The organism is Bacillus pinisoli (assembly GCF_023036475.1).
Taxonomy (GTDB): domain Bacteria; phylum Bacillota; class Bacilli; order Bacillales; family SA4; genus Bacillus_BS; species Bacillus_BS pinisoli.
The window spans coordinates 134,854-157,446 of record NZ_JAJQKI010000006.1 but is presented as its reverse complement, the minus strand read 5'-3'; the positions used below and the strand labels follow the sequence as shown (position 1 = coordinate 157,446).

Annotated in this window: 27 protein-coding genes; 6 read left to right on the top strand and 21 right to left on the bottom strand. The window is 36.1% G+C overall.

Annotated features, from left to right (window positions below; translation table 11 throughout):
• Positions 1–53: 53 nt before the first annotated feature.
• Together LT143_RS10945 and LT143_RS10940 are read left to right on the top strand one after the other, a co-directional pair.
• A complete protein-coding gene (locus tag LT143_RS10945) occupies positions 54–1,229 on the top strand; it encodes an MFS transporter (RefSeq protein ID WP_246943020.1) in 1,176 nt (391 codons plus the stop codon).
• Between the two features lie 139 nt (positions 1,230–1,368).
• Positions 1,369–1,515: a BH0509 family protein gene (locus LT143_RS10940; protein ID WP_246943019.1), complete on the top strand. Its 147-nt coding sequence runs from the start codon at positions 1,369–1,371 to the stop codon at positions 1,513–1,515.
• 219 nt (positions 1,516–1,734) lie between these two features.
• Here the strand turns inward: LT143_RS10940 and LT143_RS10935 are convergent, their stop codons facing one another.
• Positions 1,735–2,568, bottom strand: a complete 834-nt coding sequence (locus LT143_RS10935; RefSeq protein ID WP_246943018.1) for a YihY/virulence factor BrkB family protein — start codon at positions 2,566–2,568, stop codon at positions 1,735–1,737.
• Positions 2,569–2,765: 197 nt separating this feature from the next.
• On the opposite strand from LT143_RS10935, the gene LT143_RS10930 reads away from it, so the two are divergent.
• Positions 2,766–2,987, top strand: a complete 222-nt coding sequence (locus tag LT143_RS10930) for a DUF1128 domain-containing protein (protein WP_246943017.1) — start codon at positions 2,766–2,768, stop codon at positions 2,985–2,987.
• A 54-nt stretch (positions 2,988–3,041) separates the two neighbouring features.
• On the opposite strand, the gene LT143_RS10925 is transcribed toward LT143_RS10930, so the two are convergent.
• Together LT143_RS10925 and LT143_RS10920 are read right to left on the bottom strand one after the other, a co-directional pair.
• The gene (locus LT143_RS10925) at positions 3,042–4,034 is read right to left on the bottom strand and encodes an HD-GYP domain-containing protein (RefSeq protein WP_246943016.1); all 993 of its coding nucleotides are present in this window, start codon (positions 4,032–4,034) and stop codon (positions 3,042–3,044) included.
• A 389-nt stretch (positions 4,035–4,423) separates the two neighbouring features.
• Entirely contained in the window at positions 4,424–5,029 is a 606-nt protein-coding gene (locus LT143_RS10920; protein ID WP_246943015.1) for a DUF2087 domain-containing protein, read from the bottom strand.
• A 130-nt stretch (positions 5,030–5,159) separates the two neighbouring features.
• On the opposite strand from LT143_RS10920, the gene LT143_RS10915 reads away from it, so the two are divergent.
• On the top strand, positions 5,160–5,312 hold the full coding sequence (locus tag LT143_RS10915) for a hypothetical protein (protein ID WP_246943014.1): 153 nt from the start codon (positions 5,160–5,162) through the stop codon (positions 5,310–5,312).
• Positions 5,313–5,372: 60 nt separating this feature from the next.
• On the opposite strand, the gene LT143_RS10910 is transcribed toward LT143_RS10915, so the two are convergent.
• From LT143_RS10910 to LT143_RS10875, 8 genes are all read right to left on the bottom strand, one after another.
• Positions 5,373–5,744, bottom strand: a complete 372-nt coding sequence (locus LT143_RS10910; RefSeq protein ID WP_246943013.1) for a DnaJ family domain-containing protein — start codon at positions 5,742–5,744, stop codon at positions 5,373–5,375.
• 277 nt (positions 5,745–6,021) lie between these two features.
• On the bottom strand, positions 6,022–6,351 hold the full coding sequence (locus LT143_RS10905; protein ID WP_246943012.1) for a redoxin domain-containing protein: 330 nt from the start codon (positions 6,349–6,351) through the stop codon (positions 6,022–6,024).
• Positions 6,352–6,354: 3 nt separating this feature from the next.
• The gene (locus tag LT143_RS10900; RefSeq protein WP_246943011.1) at positions 6,355–6,522 is read right to left on the bottom strand and encodes a hypothetical protein; all 168 of its coding nucleotides are present in this window, start codon (positions 6,520–6,522) and stop codon (positions 6,355–6,357) included.
• A 246-nt stretch (positions 6,523–6,768) separates the two neighbouring features.
• Positions 6,769–8,088: a polysaccharide biosynthesis protein gene (locus LT143_RS10895; protein ID WP_246943010.1), complete on the bottom strand. Its 1,320-nt coding sequence runs from the start codon at positions 8,086–8,088 to the stop codon at positions 6,769–6,771.
• A gap of 307 nt (positions 8,089–8,395) precedes the next feature.
• Positions 8,396–9,172, bottom strand: coding sequence for a TerC family protein (locus LT143_RS10890; protein ID WP_246943009.1), 777 nt, complete (start codon positions 9,170–9,172; stop codon positions 8,396–8,398).
• A gap of 26 nt (positions 9,173–9,198) precedes the next feature.
• Positions 9,199–9,588, bottom strand: a complete 390-nt coding sequence (locus LT143_RS10885) for a sporulation protein (RefSeq protein WP_246943008.1) — start codon at positions 9,586–9,588, stop codon at positions 9,199–9,201.
• Between the two features lie 14 nt (positions 9,589–9,602).
• Positions 9,603–9,746 (bottom strand): FbpB family small basic protein, encoded by a 144-nt coding sequence (locus LT143_RS10880; RefSeq protein ID WP_246943007.1) that lies wholly within the window; start codon positions 9,744–9,746, stop codon positions 9,603–9,605.
• Positions 9,747–10,264: 518 nt separating this feature from the next.
• Positions 10,265–11,050, bottom strand: a complete 786-nt coding sequence (locus tag LT143_RS10875) for a TIGR00266 family protein (protein ID WP_246943006.1) — start codon at positions 11,048–11,050, stop codon at positions 10,265–10,267.
• A gap of 587 nt (positions 11,051–11,637) precedes the next feature.
• Here LT143_RS10875 and LT143_RS10870 point away from each other — a divergent pair.
• On the top strand, positions 11,638–11,874 hold the full coding sequence (locus LT143_RS10870; protein ID WP_246943005.1) for a helix-turn-helix transcriptional regulator: 237 nt from the start codon (positions 11,638–11,640) through the stop codon (positions 11,872–11,874).
• Positions 11,875–11,910: 36 nt separating this feature from the next.
• Here LT143_RS10870 and LT143_RS10865 read toward each other — a convergent pair whose 3' ends face one another.
• The 3 genes from LT143_RS10865 to LT143_RS10855 all read right to left on the bottom strand — a co-directional run bounded on the left by LT143_RS10865 (position 11,911) and on the right by LT143_RS10855 (position 14,762).
• The gene (locus tag LT143_RS10865; protein ID WP_246943004.1) at positions 11,911–12,051 is read right to left on the bottom strand and encodes a hypothetical protein; all 141 of its coding nucleotides are present in this window, start codon (positions 12,049–12,051) and stop codon (positions 11,911–11,913) included.
• Positions 12,052–12,160: 109 nt separating this feature from the next.
• Positions 12,161–13,360: an alanyl-tRNA editing protein gene (locus LT143_RS10860; protein WP_246943003.1), complete on the bottom strand. Its 1,200-nt coding sequence runs from the start codon at positions 13,358–13,360 to the stop codon at positions 12,161–12,163.
• Between the two features lie 160 nt (positions 13,361–13,520).
• Positions 13,521–14,762 carry a DUF5667 domain-containing protein gene (locus tag LT143_RS10855; protein WP_246943002.1) on the bottom strand — a complete coding sequence of 414 codons (1,242 nt, stop codon included), beginning with the start codon at positions 14,760–14,762 and terminating at the stop codon, positions 13,521–13,523.
• 327 nt (positions 14,763–15,089) lie between these two features.
• Between LT143_RS10855 and LT143_RS10850 the strand changes: the two genes are divergently transcribed.
• Positions 15,090–16,937: a PAS domain-containing protein gene (locus LT143_RS10850; RefSeq protein WP_246943001.1), complete on the top strand. Its 1,848-nt coding sequence runs from the start codon at positions 15,090–15,092 to the stop codon at positions 16,935–16,937.
• A 3-nt stretch (positions 16,938–16,940) separates the two neighbouring features.
• Here the strand turns inward: LT143_RS10850 and LT143_RS10845 are convergent, their stop codons facing one another.
• From LT143_RS10845 to LT143_RS10815, 7 genes are all read right to left on the bottom strand, one after another.
• Positions 16,941–17,447, bottom strand: coding sequence for a CBO0543 family protein (locus tag LT143_RS10845; RefSeq protein WP_246943000.1), 507 nt, complete (start codon positions 17,445–17,447; stop codon positions 16,941–16,943).
• Between the two features lie 171 nt (positions 17,448–17,618).
• Positions 17,619–18,548: a manganese-dependent inorganic pyrophosphatase gene (locus LT143_RS10840; protein WP_246942999.1), complete on the bottom strand. Its 930-nt coding sequence runs from the start codon at positions 18,546–18,548 to the stop codon at positions 17,619–17,621.
• Between the two features lie 560 nt (positions 18,549–19,108).
• A complete protein-coding gene (locus LT143_RS10835) occupies positions 19,109–19,306 on the bottom strand; it encodes a hypothetical protein (protein WP_246942998.1) in 198 nt (65 codons plus the stop codon).
• A 196-nt stretch (positions 19,307–19,502) separates the two neighbouring features.
• Positions 19,503–20,204, bottom strand: coding sequence for a SurA N-terminal domain-containing protein (locus LT143_RS10830; RefSeq protein ID WP_246942997.1), 702 nt, complete (start codon positions 20,202–20,204; stop codon positions 19,503–19,505).
• 128 nt (positions 20,205–20,332) lie between these two features.
• A complete protein-coding gene (locus LT143_RS10825) occupies positions 20,333–20,677 on the bottom strand; it encodes a VOC family protein (RefSeq protein WP_272495763.1) in 345 nt (114 codons plus the stop codon).
• A 38-nt stretch (positions 20,678–20,715) separates the two neighbouring features.
• Positions 20,716–21,744 carry an S-adenosylmethionine:tRNA ribosyltransferase-isomerase gene (locus LT143_RS10820; protein ID WP_246942995.1) on the bottom strand — a complete coding sequence of 343 codons (1,029 nt, stop codon included), beginning with the start codon at positions 21,742–21,744 and terminating at the stop codon, positions 20,716–20,718.
• On the bottom strand, positions 21,744–22,475 hold the full coding sequence (locus tag LT143_RS10815; RefSeq protein WP_246942994.1) for an SDR family NAD(P)-dependent oxidoreductase: 732 nt from the start codon (positions 22,473–22,475) through the stop codon (positions 21,744–21,746). The genes LT143_RS10820 and LT143_RS10815 overlap by 1 nt, the downstream gene beginning before the upstream one ends.
• Positions 22,476–22,593 lie beyond the last annotated feature (118 nt).

Below are 22,593 nucleotides of genomic sequence, written 5' to 3'. Positions count from 1 at the left end.
CGGTGTTACCATCTGTATGAATGAATAAATAGTTTAATGAATTGAGGGTCACTATGAATAGTCGAATTCGATTTTGGATCTTGGTCAGCACTGTGGCAATATCAGGCTTTTCACAAGGTATGCTCTTACCCTTGATCGCTGTCATTTTTGAAAATAACGGTATCAATTCTACCTTAAACGGACTAAACGCTACCGCACTTTATATAGGCATTTTATTAGCTTCTCCTTTTATGGAAAATCCGTTAAGAAAATATGGATACAAACCTATTATTATGGCCGGTGGTCTATTGGTTACCGTCTCACTCGCCCTATTTCCAGTCTGGAGCTCTTTTTGGTTTTGGTTTGCACTTCGTTTTATCATTGGAATTGGAGATCATGCCTTGCACTTTGCTACACAAACTTGGATTACCTCTTTTTCTACAAAGAATAATTTAGGACGAAATATTTCATTATATGGTCTCTTCTTCGGAATTGGTTTTGCTGTAGGGCCACTGATGACTCCACTCGTGACCATAAATGAAGCGTTACCTTTTTTAATTTCATCCCTATTATGTTTAATAGGCTGGTGTTTTCTTTTACTCTTAAAAAATGAAATTCCTGAACAGGAATTGAAGGTTAATACGATCTTTGATACACTACAACGCTTTAAAGAAGCATGGAAATACGGCTGGGTAGCGTTTTTACCGCCTCTAGGATATGGTTTTTTAGAGTCATCTCTAAACGGAATCTTCCCAGTGTATGGTCTTCGGATTGGAATAAATGTCACAAACGTATCCTTACTGCTTACAGCCTTTGCAATTGGAGGTATTATTACACAACTCCCCCTTGGTATGCTAAGTGATAAATGGGGACGACGAAATGTGTTACTCATTGTTTTAACATCCGGAATGAGCGCATTTTTTCTAGCAAGTATTCTTGAAGACTCAGCTTCTATTTTAGGTTTAATGCTCTGCTTTGGTCTTGCCGGTATGATGGTTGGTTCCACGTTTTCACTAGGGATTAGCTATATGGCAGACCTTATGCCTCAAAACCTACTGCCTACTGGCAACTTGCTTTGTGGGGTTTGTTTTAGTCTTGGCAGTCTGTTAGGACCTTTCCTTGGAGGTGCCGTTATCCAATGGTTCCATGGTATTAGCTATTTCCATATGATAAGTGCCGTTTTACTACTTATATTATTGGCAATTTTTCAATTTGGAAAAAAAGAATATAGATCTGTACTAGAAGTTTAGGGTGTGGAATTCCACACCCTTTTTTTATAGCCTATTTTCAGAAATTTTAAAAACACTGTTGCACACTTGCTTTAAACTGTTATATAATAATATTAACAAAATAACAACTGTATTAAAACAGAAAAGGAGAGGATTTGACATGAGTCGTCAAGAACGAAAGAATATGATTGAATTTATTCAACGAACTAGAGGAATTTCTGAAGGGGTCCTTCTATATATGACAGATGTAGAGATTGAACATATTTACAATACTGCTTATTATCAATTCGAGCTTGTACAAGAATAAAAATTAAAGGGACCACTACTGGTCCCTTTTTAACATCAATGGTAATTGTTATGCCCATTGGCACTACTGCTGGTTTTATGCTTAGGGCTGTTCCCCTTATGGTGGTCATTTTTGCGCTTTTTCTTTTTACTCACAATAAATCCCCCTCTAAGCTTTTTGGAAGGTAAGAACCCTCTTTGCTTATCATCTCCCCAGATTGACAAATATAAAGGAGGAATATCATGTAATCTTGCTCACTCGCTTACAGTTTAGAATGGCATTGATTTCTCCACCAATTAAGATAATCATACCTGTTAAGTAAAACCAAATCATGAGTACAATAATCCCACCTAAGCTTCCGTAAGTCGCAGAGTAATTACCAAAACTTCCTACATAGTAAGAAAAAGCTGTAGATACGATTATCCATCCAACCGTTGCAAAAAAAGCACCAGTAAATACTTCTTTCCAATGTAAATGTTTGTTCGGTGCAAAGTAATACAGGCAACTAAATACGACTAATAATACAAAAAAGCTAATGACCCATCTAGCTGCATTCCAGATTAACAAAAAAGTATCTGATAAGCCCAATGTCGAAAAAATAAACACACCAATTTGCTTTCCAAAAACAGGTAATAGCAATGCAATAATAATGACCACAATCATCGCAATGGTTAAGATGACTGACATCATTCTTGCGATGATAAAGGATCTTGTTTCTTTTACATCATAGGCACGATTAAAAGCTCGTATCACCGCATTTAATCCATTTGATGCCGACCATATTGTCGCGATAATCCCGAAGGATAATAATCCACCGTTTTCACTTCTAATAATACCTTGTATATTTCGCTCAATTAAAGTCAATGCCTCACCTGGTGCATATTGTCTTAAAAATTCAATGATATTTTCTTGATCAAGCGGTAAATACCCAATGAGGGTCACAAGGAAAATCATAAAAGGAAAAAGCGACAGTAAAAAAAAGTAGGCCAGCTCTGCAGATAATCCTGCCAGTTCATCTTGATGAAACCTTCCCCATAAATCTTTTAGGAAAGATGGACCTCTTGTTCTTGTCATCATTATTAACTCCTCTTTCACGCTCTTATTGTTTGATTGTTTTCTTTTACTTTGTTTATTTTACCTTCTACATCTAGTATTAAACTTATGTAGACAAGCAAATGAGTATCCTACTAAATTTTGTCCACCAACATTTTTTTCATTAGTTTTCATGGTACAATAACAGGTAGTACATAACTAACAAGGAGTTGGTTGTTTTGGATTTAAATCAAAAAACGGTTGAAAATATTGAGTTTATGGTTAATGAAATCATGCAAAAACTGAAGGTTTTAAATATGGGTGTTTTAAAATCACAACACTTTAGTGAAGAAGCATATGAAGAACTGAAGGACATATATATGCTTGTCAAAAGCAAACCTACATTCTCAATCAGTGAAATGCAAGCTATTGCAGAAGAGCTTGGAAATTTAAAAAAATAATGAGGTAACAAAAGAAGCTTCTATTTCTAGAGGCTTCTTTTTGTATGATCTCTTTTAATTTGTTTTTTGCTCCTCTACCACTCCAGTAATTAATAGCGTATATTCTTGTTCAAGCGATAATTCTTGGTTAGACGATAGAACTCGAACAGTCGGGCGCTGCATGAGCGATTGAATCTTTGTCACAATTGCTTCTTGGCCGTTGTTTAGAACTACTTTTGTACCAGGAGTATAGCTTGGAATACTACTAATAAAAGCTTGGACTATTTCGGGATCGAAACCACTTCCACTCTTGGTCATGATTAACTCCATGGCCATATGAGGTGGAATATTTTCTTTTGAGATCATATTCTCGTACATGTTACAAATGCCACAAATTTGGGCAATATCACGAAATTCCTTACCCGATATTTTTCTCGGAAAACCTTGACCGTTAAGTTGTTCATGGTGTTGATAAGCAATATGTGCCGATAGGAGACTAATTTCTCTTTCTTTACGTAAGTATTCAAAGCCTTGTTGTGGATGCTGTTCATCATCAGAGGTGATGGCTTTCCCAATATCATGCAACAAACATCCAATAGCAAGATCTTTTAATCTCAGTTTATTTAATCGTAGCTTTTTCGCTACTTGTAGAGCGAGTAGTGTTACATTGACGGAATGAGCATACTTTCTTAAATTCTCAGCTATTGAGGTAGTTGGAATGAGAATAACTGCTTTTCGTTTATCCACTTCACTTATGAGCTTTGTTACAATCTTTTGTAGTCCTCGAAGCTCGAGGCCCTTATTAGATTGAGCAAGCTCATATTCCTTCTGGACGATTTCAATGGCATCCATCCAAGTCGGCATATCCATCATCTCTTCTAGCGTAATTCCTTTAGAGACAGCATCTTCCACAAATAGATAGCGGATATCCATATCCTCCAAGCGTTCTAAGTACTTCGGATGAATGGACCTGCCAGCTGCTAATAAAACCCGCTTATGACGATCATAAATAGGCCTAGCTAATTGCATTTTTATATGATCATATTCTGAAGTACTAATTAATCTCACTTGAGTTACCCCTTTTTCCTAATGGCTCTTTTCGTATATAAAGGTGATTTCGTCAAAATCCCAAAAGCCGGATATTTACTCATTCGTTTAATGTCATTTGCTTCATCTAGACAGTTGCTCTTTTCTAAGTTAAATACGGTATTTTCCGTACAATTATCACTCTGGTTTTGCGTACATAATAGGGTGGGTTTTTAGAAAAATTAGCTTTTAAAACAACAAAGTTTTAGAAAAGAGCCTTCCTAATTCATGAAAGTATAGCCTAGTTCTATTATACTACGCACTTTTTTAGAGCAAAAAAACTAGGGCCTATTCAGTCCTAGTCTTTATTTTCATTTCAGTAATAAACAATAGTACTAGCTTTTTTAACCATTATGCAAGTACTAGGCATGCTAAGAAAGTTTTTCCCACTTTGTCCACAGTTCCTCTGGATTTAGCTCATACACTGAATCCTCGCGATACATAAATTGATGCATAATAAACTCTCTTCTTATTGTAGCAAAATCCTCATGAAATTGCTTAATAAATTCATTTAGTTCTTTTTCCTGATATTTTTTGCCTTTTTCTAATTTTTCAGCCATGTATGTTAAGACCATTACTTTCTTCTTTAACTGAGATGGTATTTGCTTTAAACGACCCTCTTTTGTAAGGAAATTACTAATCACATTATTTCGCATCTTTTGTTGTTCTTCTGTCAACACGTCAACCTCTCCCTTCTCAGTCCTTGCTTGGTCAATTAATTTCAGGATGGCACTACTACTCTGCTGCAGGCTTTTTTCATTCAAGCTGAAATATATGGTGTTCTTGTCTCGACGCTGATGTAGTAATCCAACTTCTCTCAACTTATTTGCATGGTGAGTAACAGTCGAGGTTGAAATGTTTAGACGTTCAGAAAGTTCCTGTCCATGTATGGGCCCTTTTGCAAGAATCAATACCATCCTAATCCTCGTTGGATCTGCAAGCACCTTATGAAATTGCACAAGCCTAGATAACTGCATTTACATCACCTCATCTAATTTTATCATTATCTAATTAGATGATAATAAAATTAGATTCATCTGTCAATTCTACCCTCCTTCAGTTCAGCAGAACGACTACTATGCATATATGTAATTAAGGAGGGATTATATGGTTCAGTTATGGCTTACTTTAACAGTCTTATTTGTAATGCTATTATTGGGGCTTGCCGTATTCTATTATTCAATAAGAATAAGTGTTGATCCTAAAGATGCTGTTGCTATAGACCCATTACCTAAAGGATCCGACAAGACAAAAACGTAGGGACCTATGAAAACAAGCTACCATTTGAATGGTAGCTTGTTTTATAGAGGGTACAGTCCATCATTTGAACTTATCATACATTTTAGCCCCGTAATCCTTAAATGCAGAAGAGTTATGGACTTGACGTTTTTTTATCATACTATTTAAACGAATGGTCTTTTCATTTAGCTGCTTTTTATACAGTTCTATTTGATGCTCATCTTTACTCACTTTTATTAGGTCTTCAATGGTTTTTATTTCACTCTTCAGCTTATACTCTTCTGGATTATATCCACCATTTTTCAACATTTTATAACCCATTCGAAGTTCTTCTGGGATCGCTGATAAATCTTCAAGTACTAGAGGCTTGCCATATCCGGGTAAATTCTTAAATTCACCATCTTCATAAGCTCTACGAATCTTATCTTCTGAGGCTACGTACGAATAATCCATCAGTTTACCTCTTTTCTAAATTATTTAAGGCTTTTTAGGTATAATTTAGTACCATGGCGTTCCATTGCGCTACCTAATGAGTATGGTGTTTTACTAGCAACAAACTTAACAAAAATAGCCCTCTGAAAAAGCATTATTTACTAATTTTATTATAACGTATGAGCAAGCCTGTAAAATAAGGAATATTTAGGAACTTTCTTAGCTAGAAAGTTCCTATAGATAATAAATAAAAGGCTAGGAAGATCGTCTCTTCTTAGCCTTAATCGATGTTTTAAATTTAGTCTAATTCTTTTGAGATTTCCTCAAACGTTTGGTCTATTTGTTCTCCCCAATAATCATTCTTTGTGGAGAACAGGACCTTTCCGTCTGGATTCAGTACCGCATATCCACGGTAGGCAATATTGCCATTTTTCATACCCATCTTTTCAATTAGTTCAAGGTTCGGGTCTGATACAAACGGAACAACCTCATCGTACTTTTCCAGCAATGCATCATAAAGCTTTTTTTGCTGTGCAGGTTGATCTGCACTAACAATATACATATCTACACCTAATTCTTTAAACTGTTCAAGATTCTCATGCAGCTGGACCAGCTGCTTTTGACACAATGTTCAAGTATAGGTTGTCATGAAGAAGAACACGACGGGTTCATCCGAAGGAAAGGAAACTTCTTCACCATTTTGATTTTGTAAGGTCATTGATCCTTTAATTGATTCCTGACCACATCCCGCTAATATAAGTAAAAAAACACTTAGTACTATTAAGGAGATTTTATACAAGATGACCACCCCCAATTATTTTCCTTTCATTATATCCTTAACAGAGTACTTTTCCCAATCATAACAATCCTTATCTTTGGCTCTTTTCTAAACTTTGTTGTTTTCTATCCTACTCTGAAGTAAAGCTTTCTTTAACGATAAATGCCGTATTTATCCTTTAGAAAAGATCAACTGTCTATTTGATAAGTAGATGGCATCAGACTAGTAAGTAAAAATCTTTACGAAAACAGCCTTACAAACAGAGCCTTATCGTCTAATTGGATCTCTTAGCCATATTGAAACCCCAATCTTTTGACAGATCGTCAAATAATGCATCATCATAATCAACAAAGCCCCGAAGTTCATCCCGATGATGACCCCTTGCATCTGCAAATGAGTTGATCCAAGAAGGTACATAAGGATAAACTGAAAAAAAGTTGACCAAATCGAATGGTAAAAGGCATCCTTAACTAGCCCTAACCCTATCAAATAGGCTTGCATGGGAATGACGAAAAAGTGAATCAGGAAATAGGGCCATAAAATTTGTAGGTACAGAGTAGCTGATGATGACTGAAAGAAAATATGTGTTAGAGGTTCTGCAAAGAAATAAAACAGGCAGACAGCCGGAATCCCATATATGGCGGTAATGAAGATGACCTGCTGTAAAATCTTCTGAAGGCGTCCGAACTCTTTTTTTTCGTAAGCTTCAGAAACCGTCGGAATGAGAGCTATTAACAAAGAGTGGGCAATGAATGCCGGGAAAAATCCAATACTCATGGCAACACCGGTCATAAGCCCAAATTGTTCTGTTGCCAATGTTTCTGGTACCCCAGCTTGTAATAATGCAGCTTTAATAAGAAATGGTTGATAAGCGTGAGTTAGAGCATGGAATAATCTCATTCCGGTCGTCGGTACCGAGACAGATAATAAGTTCTTATGGACCTCTTTTTTCGTAAGTACGGTATACTTTCCTTGCTTTACTACTTGCCATTGAATAAAAAATGCATGCAATAGATAAATACAAACGACAAGTTCACTACCAATTAATGTACATAAGGCTATAAGAATGGATGTATGTAACTCAAATGAAAAAAGTTGATAAATGACAACGAGCAATAAAAGCTGCAATGCTTTTCGGAGGAAGTTCGCCATTGCAATCTTACTCATATCCTGCTTGCCCATAAAATACCCCCTCGTTAGGGAGGTAATCGCCACAATGGGGATCAAAATAATAAACATCCATTTAACCATGGGATGATACCCATCAAAGAGTGGAATATTTGGGACAATGAAGAGTCCGACTCCTGTAAAAATAAACATAAGCTTAATGGCAAATCTTGCTGCATGTTTCATCATGCTTTGATGATATTGTTCTTTTCTCTCTGCAATGAATTTGGAGATGGATATCGGCAGCTCTAGACTAGCTAAGATTACCACAAGAAAAATAGAGGGCAGGATCGTCATATATAAACCCATACCATGCTCCCCTAGCTGCCTTGCAAGAACTAGGTTAACAAAAAACTCAACACATTCCCCAATAAAAGCAGCAACTACGAGAAAAAGTAATCCTTTCAAAAACGTATTCATGTACTAAGTCTCCTTGTCCTCACATGTTTTGTACTATATACATATGAGACGAGTCCTTAGAATATCTATTGAAATAATAGAAAAGAATCTTTTAAACCAAAAAAATGATCCACCAATATTGGCGGACCGCAATAAAATATTTAATAAGGGGGAATACCTTACATCTTCCATTATTACCAAGACTCTATTTTTTATACATCATTAAAAAAATTTCTTTTAGTTTGTCTGTTTTCGAGAATTTGCTACTTTGCGTCAAGTGACCTGTCGTCCCTCTTCGATTAGAACTAGCCGCAAAGAGAGCCCTTCATTATGATAATTGCTCGCTCCCTGTTTCTTGTTTCTTCTTGCCAGATAAAAACCATCCTCCTAAGGCAATAACGATTAGGATTAAGTAGAACGAAATTTTCCATTCTGGAGATTTAGCAAATCCATAAGGTATAATTGCTAAATCTGGATGAGACAATGTGTATACAGCTAGCTTTACGCCCACCCAACCAACGATAAGAAAGGCAGCGATTTCTAGACCGGGTCTCTCTTGTAATAATTTGACGAAGATATTTGCAGCAAATCTCATAATAATTAAACCAATTAACCCACCTAAAAATATAACTATAAAATGTCCTGCATTCATACCACCGATCGTACCAATAGGTAAGTGCGGCAATGTCACTGCGAGAGCAACGGCAGCTAAAATAGAATCAACTGCAAACGCAACATCCGCTAACTCAACCTTAAAAACGGTCATCCAGAAGCCTGACTTTTTCTTTTCCTTTTCATCTTTTTCTGGCTTCCTTTTCATCACAAGTTTTCGTGTAATATGATTAATGGCAATAAATAATAGATAGATAGCACCTATTGCTTGAACTTGCCAAACATTAACAAGGAATGATATCGCAAACAGCGATGCAAACCTAAATATAAACGCACCTGCTAACCCGTAGAACAATGCTCTTTTTCTCTGTTCCTCTGGTAAATGTTTAACCATAATGGCTAATACAAGCGCATTATCTGCAGCAAGTATTCCTTCCAACGCTATAAGAACGAGTAAGATCCAGCCATACTCTAAAAGAATTGAAAATTCCAACATTCATCCTCCTTTTTATTACTAATTTAATTGGCTACTATTTTTATTATGTCCTGATCTAGGCTTTTAACCCCTTCCTGGAAGACAAGCCTTGTCTTAAAACGATAACTAATACCATCTGTAGATGGTGTAATTTCACATGGGATATAAAAAGAGAATGGTATTTTTGTTTGATCCTCTGAGTCAATTACCTTACTTGTTAAGATTGTTCTCGTTTCTACGACTTCTTCACTGTCTTCGTCATCTGTTTTGACAAGGTCACACTCAATACGTTTTATCTGCTGTTCAATCGTCCCGCCGTTGATATGAATAGCCCCTCTAATACTCTCACCAACCATCGCTTCATCTTTCTCAAGTACTAAATCTACCTTAGCCGACCCTATACCTAATAAAGACATATATTTTCTTAATAGCATTCTCGCTCTTCCTTTCACTTATTATTAATTTTTTTGTCTTCAATTTTTTTATCAATTTTCTCTAATTGTTCTGGCGATTTTAAAATCTCTTCTTTGTTTTTCATAATGAGCTCCTGAAAAGATAGCCTTCCTTTTTTTACGTTAGTACCTTTATTCAAGTTTCATCCTTCTTTCTCTTTTTGTTATTTTTTTTCAAAGGCTTTTTTCGTAAAAATCCCAATAGCCGGATTTTTACTCGGTAGTACAGCGGCCAGTTCTTTAAATTGAGAGAGTTGCTCTTTTCTAACAATGATCACTTTGGTTTTACGTACAAGAAAGGTTGGGTCTTAGAAATATTAGCTTGAAAAGCAACAAAGTTTCAAAAAAACAAAAGACCTCTACCGTTTTGGGTAAAGGTCTAAAAAATCATAAAGACCTTCACCGATATGGTAAAGGTCTTGCTAACAACAAACGTTGCCATTAAAGCCGAGGATGAACCATCCTGAAATGACGACTTTAATGTAAAAGCTACTCCCCTTTAGGAGATCTATTCGGTTTTGATACTTTTATTTTATAAGATTTTTTTAAGAAGTCAATAGATATTTTTATCTGTCTGATTTAAGGACGGTCCCTTGTATATGTCCAGGTTTTATAGAAAAAGTAGCCTAAAAAGCAACAAAGTATTAGAAATGAGCCTTTAATTATCACCATTTAAAAAGGATCCTAAAATTCCACCTTCTCCAGTAGAGCGACCTCCGCCTTGAGGGGCACTAGCATATACACGATCTGCCAATCTACTAAATGGAAGAGATTGAATCCAAACTGTTCCAGGTCCCTTTACTGTAGCGAAGAATAAACCTTCTCCACCAAAGAGCGCTGTTTTTACCTTTCCTACATATTCAATGTTGTAGTCCACATTTTTTGTCATAGCTACTAAACATCCTGTATCTATTCTTAGCTTCTCTCCTGGTTGTAAATCTCTTCTTAAGATGGTACCTCCTGCGTGAAGAAAAGCTAATCCATCACCTTCTAATTTTTGCATAATAAAGCCTTCTCCTCCGAAAAATCCTGCCCCTAGTTTTCGTTGGAATTCAATGCCAATGGAAACACCCTTGGCAGCACAGAGAAAAGAGTCCTTCTGACAGATCAATTTTCCTCCTAGCTCACTTAAATCAACAGGTATGATTTTCCCAGGATATGGTGCCGCAAAAGAAAGATGTCGTTTTTCATACCCTTTATTTGTGAAAACCGTCATAAATAGACTTTCTCCTGTTACAATACGTTTTCCGGCTCCAACAAGCTTTCCGAATAGCCCTTTACTCTGTGAACCATCTCCAAAAATGGTTTCAAGCTCTATACCATCTTCCATCATCATCATAGCTCCAGCCTCGGCAATGGCACTCTCATTTGGATCTAATTCTATCTCTACAAATTGCATATCATCTCCATGTAGCTTAAACTCAATCTCATGTGAATTCTTCATCTTACCTACCACCTTCAGCTCAAAATTAATTTCTAGTTTATATACGATTGTAATCCCTGATGAGTTTCATTTTTTAGTCATGAATATATGTAAATCTGTAGGCTATTGGAAAATAAAGAAAATAATCGTGATAAATATTCCCCCGAAAACTAGAACCGATAAAAATATGTGAATGTAAAACATCTATCTATCACGACCAATTCGTCTAAGTTTCAAGAAGCCCACCTCGCTTTTTTCAATTGGCTCTTCTTGTATAGATTGTTGCTTTCGTAAAAATCCCAAAAGCCGGATTTTTACTCGGTAGTACACTGCTCAGTGCTTTAAATAGAGAGAGTTGCTCTTTTCTAACAATTATCACTTCCGTCTTATATCATTAGAAAGGATGTTTATTATAAAATTAGGTTGAAAAGCAACAAAGTTTTAGAAAAGAGCCTTTCAATTAGACGAGCAGAAATGATGAGATGTTTCATTTATTGGATTTATTTTATTCTGGAACCTACAAAATTGTAATAAAAATTCCATATGTTAAGTTCTAGTATTATGCTTTAATGTTAAATATAGTATATTTCTGTTGGGGTGGGACCTTTATGGATAAAGAAACGATTAAGTCCATTCGACTTCATTACAATATGACTCAACGCGATTTTGCCAACGCAATCAACTGCAGTTATTCTCTTATTGCATTAGTGGAACTTGGTAAACGAAGAGTGACTTTAAAGCTTGAGAAGAAAGTGAAAGATACATTTAACCTGACAGATGACCAAATCTCTTATATTACTTTTCTAATTGAGGAGTTTGGTAAAGGAATGACACCGTTTATATAGGCTTTGCTCGAATACAAAAAAGCTAGGATGTGTTTCCTAGCTCTTCTTTACATCCTGTGTGGAATCTAATAATGCATCTATATCAATATGAAAAAGTCTAATTGCTTCCTGACTTTCTATCTCGTTTTCTTTCGTAGCTTCCAGTAGTTGATCGATATCCTTGGTACATCTTTTCATACCACACCCTCCTTCGCTACTAGGAGCAGCTCATTTACTACAATGTTCGAAGGAGAGGTTCAAGGTTAGGGGGTAAGATGAACCTACATTTATAAATTTGAGAATCGACTTACAAACCTAATTTACTTATTGTATTTTTTACTAGTTCTTCTCCTGAAACAGTTCGTTCTCCACCACCTTGAGCCTGCGATTCATTGCCACCACCTTTACCATTAATGATTGGAAGTACTTCTTTAACCAATTCTTTCATATTTGTATGCGAATTAGTCCCTTTGGCAAAAACTAGTTGCAATTGTTGGTCGTTCTCTGTAACGAGCAATACAACAGCATCCTCATTTTCTGCTACTATTAACCTTGCCAATTTCTGAAGCTCTTGTATACTTCGATTTTGAAAAACGTTAGAGACTATATTTTTCTCCTCATGAGTTTGTACTAGTTCCCTAGCTTCAAAATGCAATAGCTGTTCTTTTAGATTGGCCTTTTCTTTTTCGCCTTCACTATTTTTTATGAGTAAATGTTGAATCGTATTTACGAGTAAACTTTCCGATGAACTGACAAGCTGTCCGACTTCTTTTAGAATATGATGCTTTACATGCAGTTGATTTCTGACTCGATTACCACATACAAAATAAACTCTTGTTTTATTTTTTTGACGCTCCCAATCTAAGATTTTTATAACAGAGACAGCTCCTGTTGAAGAAGGATGAGTACCTCCACACCCGTTATAATCAAAGTCAGGGATAATAACGAGTCTAATATTTTCTGAAACAGAGAGCTTTTTTCTTAATGGATATTTATTTATTTCTTCTTGTGTTACCCATATCGTGTCTATTGGACGATTCTCCAAGATGATAGAGTTAGCTAGATCTTCAACCTGTTCTATTTGTTGTTGACTAATTTCTTCTGTGTTTAGATCGATCGTCAACAAATCCTTCCCTAAATGGAAGCTTATCGTCTCATAGCCTGTTGTTTCTACAAAGGCTGCTGAGAGAATGTGTTGACCTGCATGTTGCTGCATATGGTCGAACCTGCGAGACCAATCAATTTTCCCCTCAACTTCACTTCCTGGTTCCTGTTCAAGCTTCTGACTCAGATAATGACGGATCTCTCCATCTACTTCCTCAACATTCACTACTCGGCAACCATTTAACGTACCAGTATCGAATGGTTGTCCTCCTCCAGTTGGATAAAAAGTAGTAGCATGAAGAAGGACATACCAGTTCCCGTCCTCATCCTTCATCTGAGACTTTAATCTAGTCGTAAACTCTTTCTTGTACGGTTCTTGATAATATAATTTAGACTCTATCATGTATGTACCATCCTTTTTTAGCTCTAATTTACCTACTAGTTTAACGAGAAAAGATCTAGAGGTGCAAGCACCTCGTCCAACCTCAGTCAATTAGTTGTAATGTTGAGAAGAGAAATTTAGAAAAAGACACCTATAAAAATAGGTGCCTCCTTGTTCATTCTTAATCTTCATCTTCGTCTTCGTTTTCATCTTCTTCGTCTTCTTCGTCTTCATCATCGTCGTCATCGTCTTTTTCTTGCTTGCCTTTTTCTGCTTTCTTCGCTGCTTCTCGTTTTTCTTCTGCAGCCTTCTTAGCCGCCTCGCGCTTCTCTTCTGCCGCCTTTTTCGCTGCTTCACGCTTCTCTTCTGCTGCTTTCTTCGCTGCTTCACGCTTCTCTTCTGCTACCTTCTTTGCTGCTTCACGCTTCTCTTTTTCTACCTTCTTTGCTACCTCATCATTATCTTCTTGATCCATATCTGTAGCTTCTTCTACTTCTTCTACAAGTTCTTCCATCTCTTCTTCGACTTCTTCAGTCGCTTCCTCATTCACTTCATTTACTTTATCTTGGATTTCCTCTATCTTCTCACTTGCTTCTACTTTAGAGATAATACCCGCATTAAGCTTAACCTCTACTTCTATTAGTTTCTGTTCAAGCTTTTCTATTTTTTCGCTTCTTTTTGCAAGCTTCTTACTTAATTTTTCAAATGATTTTTGTATATTTTTAGCTAGTGCTTCCTGAGCTTTTGGATTTTCTATCTTTTCTAGTGCCATAATCAAAGCATCAATATTATTTGCAAGTTTTCCTTGGACAAGTTCAACCTTTGGTAATTGTTCCTCATCTATTGCTGGTTGTTGTTCCTCCGTAACTACTTCCTCTTCATTAGCTTCATCGGTTGTTTCAGTTTCTTCAGGAGTTTCTGTTTCTTCTTGTTCATTTCCAATTTCCACTACCGGTAGTGTTTCTTCTGCTTTTTCTTGCGTTGCAATAGCTGCTTGTAATAACTCCTCAGCTTCTACTGACTTACCAGCTGCAAGTAATGCATTGGCTTCACTAATACGTTCTGCTGCGAACTCAGCTAATAATTCTGCTTCTTTATAATCATCCGTCGTTACAGCCAATCTAATCTTCTCTACCATCACTTTAACAAAATAAAAGAAGTCTCCTGGTAACAAGGAAGGTTCACTCTTCTCTCCTTCCGCAACTTGGTCATTAGTTGTGTCGTTCTCAGTAGATGGCGTTTCTTCCACAACTACTTCAGCATTTGTTTCTGGTGTTTCTCCACTTACTTCAGTAGAAGTGTCTGTTGTAATTTCCCCTTGTACTTCAGTATTGGCAAAAGCTTGTTTAATCCCTGGTGAAAAAACTAAAGTCGTTGCTAAAACTCCACTTGTAAAAAAAGAAATTAATTTATTAGTGCTCATGATCAAACTCTCCCCTTACTAATTTATTTTGACGTCTGCTAGAAGGTTCGACATGTTTTTTAGGTTTATGTCCCTTTTTAAAAAATATTTTTTGGGGAGATGTTAATTTTTTTCAAGAAAATTCAAACTATTTTAGATAATCTTTTGGGAATATATTGATAATTTTACCTATGATTACTACAATATAAGAAGGAGTACAACTTCTAACTTCAAATTATATAATAATAATCTTTACCAATATAATAATGAATCATCTGATGATAAAATATACGTTTTTCAACTAGCAAACTGTTAAGTCTGGTGGGGAAAGGAACTGATTTAAGAGACATGAACAGTTCAAAATTCATACATAGTAAAGAGAGAAAACGTTTAGAAAAACATATTGATGAATTTATCCCAAAATTTTTGGGCGTATTTGAATCCAATCAAGATGCTATATTTATTGTGGATACAGCTGGTTTTCTTGTCAAAACCAACATTGCTGGGCGAAGGTTACTTCAGCATTCTAATGAAGAATTACGAAATCTTACATTAGAGCAGTTAACTCCAGAAAAATTCCAATTAAATACATACCAAGGCTTCACTCACTCTTTAAAAGGTGAGTTTCAGAACTTTGACAGTAGCTTACTACAGAAAAATGGGAAATGTGTAAATCTAAATTTCTCTACTATTCCTTTACAAGTAGACCAAGCTATATTAGGGGCATGCTTCGTTGCAAAAGAGATCAGTCACTTAAAGGTTGAAAGGAATGCAAAAATACAAGAAGATGAGATTTTCCGGATCTTAACAGAGCATTCTTTAGATATTGTTTTAAGAACCAATGTAATCGGACTTATTCTTTACATATCTCCTGCCTGCGAAAAACTTCTTGGTTATACTCCTCAAGAATTAATAGGCACTAATGCATCTGTTATTTTTCACCCTGAAGATGCAGAGTCTATTAAGTTGGGTCGACTAGAAATATGCAAGAGAAAGGAAAATGGCCGAGATTTTTATAGAATGATTAGAAAAGACGGAAGTGTCTTAATGGTCGAGGCACTTTGCAAGCCCATTCTTGACGCCAATACCCAACAAGTTACAGAAGTAATTAGTACAATTAGAGATATTTCATCGATGAAGCTGGCCGAATCTAAACTAAAAAATCGAGAGGAAACCTATCGAAATCTCATAGATTATTCTCCAGATGCTGTTATTGTGTTAAATGAGAATCATATTAATTTCATTAATGAGACAGGTATGAGGCTTCTCGGGGCTTCCACAAAAGAAGAAATGTACACAAAAAGTATTTATGACTTTGTGCATCCTGACTATATTGAACTTGCACTTAAACGAATAAAACTCGTTAAAGAAGGACGAGCTACCGAGTTCACAGAATATAAACTACTCCGACTTGACGGTACAATTATAGAAGTTGAGATCATGGGAATTCCTACTATTTATGAAAATAAGCCTGCCAATCATATTATTGTAAGGAGTATAGAAGAAAGAAAGAAAACACAAGAATTGATTATTAACTCTGAGAAGCTTGCCACTGCTGGAAAACTGGCAGCTGGAATTGCTCACGAGGTACGAAACCCGCTTACAGCTATAAAGGGATTTCATCAGTTAATGAAAACAGAATCCTCATTAGAATCTAATCAAAAGTATCTTGATATCATCAATTCGGAGGTCGATCGAATTGAACTCATTCTTAATGAGTTACTAGTTTTATCAAGGCCACAAGAGTTGAAGGTTGATCAAGTAGATTTAGTTTCACTTATTCGAGATGTAAGAACATTACTTGACCCCGAAGCTATCATGAAGGGGATTAACATTGAAGACTTATACGATCACAATACCTTAATTGTACATGCTGATAAAAACCAGTTAAAGCAAGTTTTTATAAACGTACTTAAAAACTCAATTGAAGCTCTAGAGAAAAATGGAAACATTCTTATTGAATTAAGAGACCATGGACCAAAAAAAGTAAAACTGCTTTTTAAGGATAATGGTTGTGGTATCCCTCAACACCTCTTAAGCCGTATCGGTGAACCCTTTTTCACAACAAAAGAAAATGGAACCGGACTAGGAATCATGATTTCTAAACAAATTATACAAAATCACCATGGCGACTTCCATATCTGGAGTGACCATGACGGTACCATTATTGAAATCCTTTTACCTATCCCTCTATAATTGTCAATTAATCGATATATTGAAATACCATAGTAAAAAAGAAATAATACATATAGAAAAGATATAGGAAAGTAACGGTCTTCTATGATGTAAGTAAATCATTCCATACATAACAGGGTAGAAAAAAAATTCCATCCAATATTTATAGCCGTTTTGAAGTAATAAACGATCTGTCTTTATATATACATACTCAATAATTAAAGATACAACTACCCATTTTATAATATATAAGATGGGTTTTACTTTCCCTGTTGAGAATGGAAAATTGGAAAGGAATACAAAGGTAATACCCGGTAAAATGACAAAGGTATATAATAACTCCACATTCATACGTGTTTGCAAAAAAACATCAGGTTTGTATGACCATAGTAAATGATCTTTACAAAGTATATTGTAAAGCAGGTTGCAGATTATGACGTAATAAACGGTAAATCCATAATTTCTAAGGTTCTTACGATCTCCATATTTTATAGCGATACTGATCATAACGATGGTTAGAAGTAGATGCATATTCTTCCTCATTAGAAAAAAGATTTAAAAGCAACAAAGTATAGAAAGAGAGCCTTATATAACATATTTTGCACATAATTTTAGTCATCATACCTATTCCCCCCAATACTATATACCTAAATAATGGAAATATAGGAAATAGAATAAGGGACCCCTAAGGATCCCTTTATTTTACTTACTTAGTACATTCGTTAAGACCGGAACTACTTGCTTCTTTCGAGATACTACTCCTTTTAAGGTAGCAGTATGATCCACAAGTGTTACTCCAAATGCCTCTTCAACAGCACGTGTTTGCTCACCTAATGCTAATCCAACCGAATCATTTGTTAAGATATCAGTCACCACAAACAAGAACAAGTCTAAACTTTTTGCTTTAATGACACCTGCTATCACTTCTTCAAGCTCAGCTTTACGCGAAAGGACATCGTTGGTATCGACTGCGTTTACTTGGGCAATCTCAACTTTATAAGATCCCATCTCAAACTCTTTCGCATCTAGAGAGATCAGTTCCTGAATAGACTTAGTACTCAGGTTAGCACCTGCTTTTAGCATGTCTAAACCATATGCCTCTGCATCTACTCCTGCAATAGCTGCTAATTCTCGGGCCGCCGCAATATCTTGTTCTGTACAAGTTGGAGATTTGAATAATAAAGAGTCAGAAATAATGGCAGAAAGCATTAACCCTGCAATCTCTTTGCGAATTGTGATTCCATTTTCCTTATATAACTTATTTAAGATTGTTGCCGTACATCCTACAGGCTCAGCACGGAAATACAAAGGGTCGCTTGTCTCAAAATTTGCGATACGGTGATGGTCGATCACTTCAATCACCTTTACTTGATCAATATCAGTCGCACTTTGTTGTCGCTCATTGTGATCAACAAGGATAACTTCATTTGTTTCGTTTGCTACAGTCTCTACAAGGCGTGGAGTTGTAACTTCAAAATAAGTTAACGCAAATTGAGTTTCTTCATTTACACTTCCAAGTCTTACTGGCTCAACTTCTAAACCTAATTGAGCTTTCAAATCTGCATAAGCAATAGCAGAACAAATTGAATCAGTATCAGGATTTTTATGTCCGAAAATTAGTACCTTTCCCATCATGTCAAACTCCTTTATATGTAATTAATATATTGTTTAATACAGATACTATATCGTATTAACTAGTCATTTGTCAGTATATCAAAAATACAGCATAAATATCTATATCCTTTATTTCTGGAAAAAAGAAATCCAAAGTAATAGAAGCAGGATACACCTGCTCCTATCGTTCATTCATATTGTGTTAGAAGAATGGGCGTCGTGACGGCATCATTGGTCCATGACCTGGGATATGTGTATGGTGGTGAGAAACATGATTTTCCACGGATGTTGTATGTGGAAAATAATGAACGTGTAGTACATTATGATGGTGGTCATATACCATATACGCCGGATAAACTGGGGGTACTCCTACCGTGTTTCTTGTGTTTATTGCGCTGGTATTTGGTGGATATAATACGGGAGGCAGTGGCCTTGAGAAGAATGACATATTCGCTTCCCCTCCTTATATAGTCTTCATATGATATGTCACAGATGACTAGGTGGTGTTTCAGGAGAAAAAAAGGCAAATAAAAAGAACTCTGTAATAGACGAGAGTTCTTTAGTGTTAATCTATATGTTTAATGGCCCAATAATAATGGGCTAATGAAACCTGCTAAAACCATGATTAGTCCACCGAATGTAAAAAGACCCGGGAAAAATGGTAAATACGTACCTACTTTTCTATCATCCGCTTCTTTTAAATGAGACCAAATAAGCGTCATTAAACCAAAAGATAACGATAAGGCACCTAACATAACAATTAGTTCATAGTTCAAAAGTTCCACCTCCCCTTCACACTTATTCTAACATATTTCGACAGATTTATAGAATTATTTCTTCTCCATATTTTCCAATAAACTCCTACACACTTACATTATGATTAAATGCTGAATAAGGTTAAAACGCAACGAATGACTAAAAAACCTGTTACATCAAAAAGACTCCTCTTATGTTGTAGAGGAGTCTTCATTACTATAATATCTTTATTTCATTATCAGCTCTTAATTGTTCAATGAGTTCACTTATTTTTTCTTGTCTCTTTTGAATGACAGCTTGCTGCTCTAGTTGATCTTTGATTGCATCAAGTTCTTGGACCTCTTGCTCTTGTGATTCCATCGCTTGTTTGTATTGATCATAGACCTTTGTAATTTCTTCTTCTGAAACAGTAACTTCACCAATTGAATTTTCTAGATACGTAGAAATTTGCATTTCATTTTTTATACGCTCTTTCAATGCAACTTCCGTAATGTTGTTTTCTTCAAGGGCTTCGTTGAACTTTTCCTCATCTTCAAACTGAGCTTTCATTTCGTCCAAACGCTCATTCACACTTTCGTCCTCAGTTTGTATACCTTCTTTTTCGGCTTGTTGAAGAAGTAACTCTGTATTAATCAATTGATCCAACAACTGATTTCTTAACTTCTTTTTTGTTTCGTCATCCAGTGTATTTACATCAACACCTTGCTCAGCATAGGTAGCAATTGTATCTTCTAAAATTAAATCATAATCTGATTTAAGAATTTCTTTCCCATTAACTGTCGCAAGCACACGGTTCTCTTCATTAGCCTCTGCTTCTGTTCCTTCGTTATCCTTTGCAGCATCTTCATTATTATTACATGCACCCAGTATGAAAAGACTTACTATTGCTAGTAGCATAATTAGAATACGTTGCTTCATCTTGATCCCATCCCTTCTTTAGCTCGACCCTCATTCTACCATATCTTGTACATAATAAGTAACGAATGACCAAAACTGTTACAAGATTGTTATAATGAATGTTTCAAAAGAAATGGATCTCTACTGGATCAAGTTTGTAATAATTCGATCACTTCAAGATCTGGACCAAGGTAAAAGACCGTCTTCCAACCGTTTTCCAGTGTGGTTGGACCTTCTATTGGTTGAATTCCTTTTTCCGCAAATGGTCTCATAGATAGCTCCACATTAGGCACTTCCAATGCTAAATGAATCGTTCCTTCAACCGACTTAACGTCTTCATCACTGATAAGCTCAATACGAGCATCCCCTTTTTTCATAAACAAAATGTCTTCTTTACCTAGTTTTAGTTTAGTCTCTACCTTAAAACCAAGCATCTCTTGATAAAATTTTTCTGACTTCATTAGGTTTTTCACATAGATCCCTATATGATGCATATCATTTCTACCACCCTATCTTTACAATATTTAAATATCTATTTCACAGGTAGAATTAAATTCACATCCCCAAATTCATGCCATAAATAGCCATTGTTAATCGCTTCTTGGTAAGCACGGATGAGTTGATCTTGGTTTATAAAGGCACCCAACATATCTAAGTGACTTGCTTCTGGTTCATGAAGACCAGTAAGAAGGCCGTCCACTAGCTTTAATTTAGTATGTTTATGAATGTACGTTGAAGTAATTCCTTCTTCCGATTGAATAGATCCTTCTTCATTTGCAACTGTCTCAAGTGTCCTGACAACGGTAGTCCCAACTGCTATCACTCGTTTCCCACTCTTTTTGGCTTGATTGATGATGGTCGCAGCTTCCATTGAGACATGGTAATATTCTGGATGCATAGTTGGATTAGGCCATTGATCATTACCGTAATAGCTCAGCCCTGTGTGTAGCTGAACAAATGCCAATTTAATACCTCTTTTCTGAAGACTATTTAATAAATCCCATGTAAAAGCACGGCCTGCAGAAGGCATTTCTACCGAGCCAGGGACAGAAGAATAAACAGTTTGGTAATCATTAAGAGGGAGTGAATCTTTTATATATTCATACCTAATTGGTTCACCGTATTTATAAATAAAATCAAGTAATTCATAACCATAAAGTGAGAAACTTAAGATGACTAATGGTCCTTCTATTCCTTTCCCAATCACTTCTGCCGTTACGTTTCCTGGGAAAAGAAGTAGATCTCGACTTGAATATAGACCATCAACCACGAGTGCCTCCCATTTTTGACCATCTATTTTTCTTGAAAGTCGAACTTCAATATCACGGTTTCCTTGTTTACCTTTCAATACTGCAGGAATTGTTCTACTATTATTGAAGACAAGAACATCTCCAGGTCCTAGGTATCTTTCAATATGAACGAATGGCTCATGATAGCTGGTTTTGGAATTTCGATCCAACACCATCAACTTTACCCCATCTCTTCTTCCACCTGCTAGCTCTATTGGTTGGTTGGCATTTAATTGTTCAGGGATAGAGAGGTGATCTTTCGCTGATCTCATCATAATACCTCCTTTGGTTGTTCAAATTTTTGGGCTTCATATCGACATCCATTCATTCCTATTGACTGGTCAGAAGCTAAAAACAAGAAGACATCTACTACATTTTCAGGCTTTTCTAAAGGATAGTCACAATCTGGTACAGCAATTTGATGCATATCAGTATCCATTTCCCCTGGATCCACCATGTTTACTCTAATTCCGGTTTCATTTAGTTCATCTGCCCAGGTTTGAGTCAAACCTTCTACTGCAAATTTTGAAATTCCGTAAGCTCCCCAAGTTGCAAATCCCGTTCGACCTGCTTCAGAGGTAACATTAATAATAGAGCCCGCCTTTTTCACCATCATTCCTGGTAGAACCCTTTTCGTTACAAGGAATGGATTCACTGCATTTACCCTAAGCACTTCTTCAAAATTTCGGGAAGGATAATCTAATAATAAGGAGGGTCCCGGTCCAAACACGGATGCATTATTAATGAGTACATCAATGGTTCCAAATTCGTATTCTACAATTGAGACAAACCTGTCAACGTCTCGTTCATTAGAGACATCCGCTTGGATGGCGATTACCTTACCACCTAACTGTATTAGCTCCTCTTTCACTTCCTGTAAATCTTTGTTATTACGTGCACAGATGGCTAGTTTATAGCCTTCTTTCACAAATGCAAAAGCTAAAGCCTTCCCTAATCCTTTTGTTGCCCCTGTAATCATCACCGTTTTATTTTGGATTTTCATAAAATCATCCCTCTTTCTTCCAGTTATTGCTTTTAGTATAGATTGAAACCAGTATCATTCCATCGGAAGGTAGATTGACTTTTTCTTCAATAAAACGAATGAGGAACAACTACAACTT